Annotated in this window: 1 protein-coding gene; it reads left to right on the top strand. The window is 42.3% G+C overall.

What is annotated here, in order from left to right; all coding sequences use genetic code 11:
• Positions 1 to 265, top strand: a 265-nt coding sequence (locus ACXIUA_RS11700; protein WP_457976923.1) for a transposase, incomplete at its 5' end; no start/stop codon positions are given.
• Positions 266 to 421 lie beyond the last annotated feature (156 nt).

The raw sequence follows: 421 nt of genomic DNA, 5'->3' as shown, positions 1-421 counted from the left end.
GATTTACCAGCTCCCAGAGGAGCTAAGGAAGCGTCTCCGGACGAATAATACAATTGAGCGGGTTAATCAAGAAATCCGTCGTCGTGACCGTGTAATCCGGATATTCCCGAATGATCTAAGCGTCTTGCGACTAATGGGAGCACTATTGATTGAACAGAATGAAAAATGGGCTGCTGGTCCACGGTACTTAAACATGACCGTTTACCACGGGATTGAAAAAGATGACAATTCAGAAGAAGCCGGTATGCTTAAGCTTGTGAAATGATAAATTCGCGGAATTTAATTTACACCAACATTTTGGACTTGACCTGTTATATTACATTGGAGCTTTAATTGTAATTATGGGGATTATTCCGTGGACATCCTTGTCTGCTAACAGTAGCCCCTTTGTCCAAGTATTTAAGCTTGCAGGTTTTCCTGC

It is taken from the genome of Corynebacterium sp. UMB8791, assembly GCF_054166365.1.
This window is presented reverse-complemented; position numbering and strand designations above follow the sequence as displayed.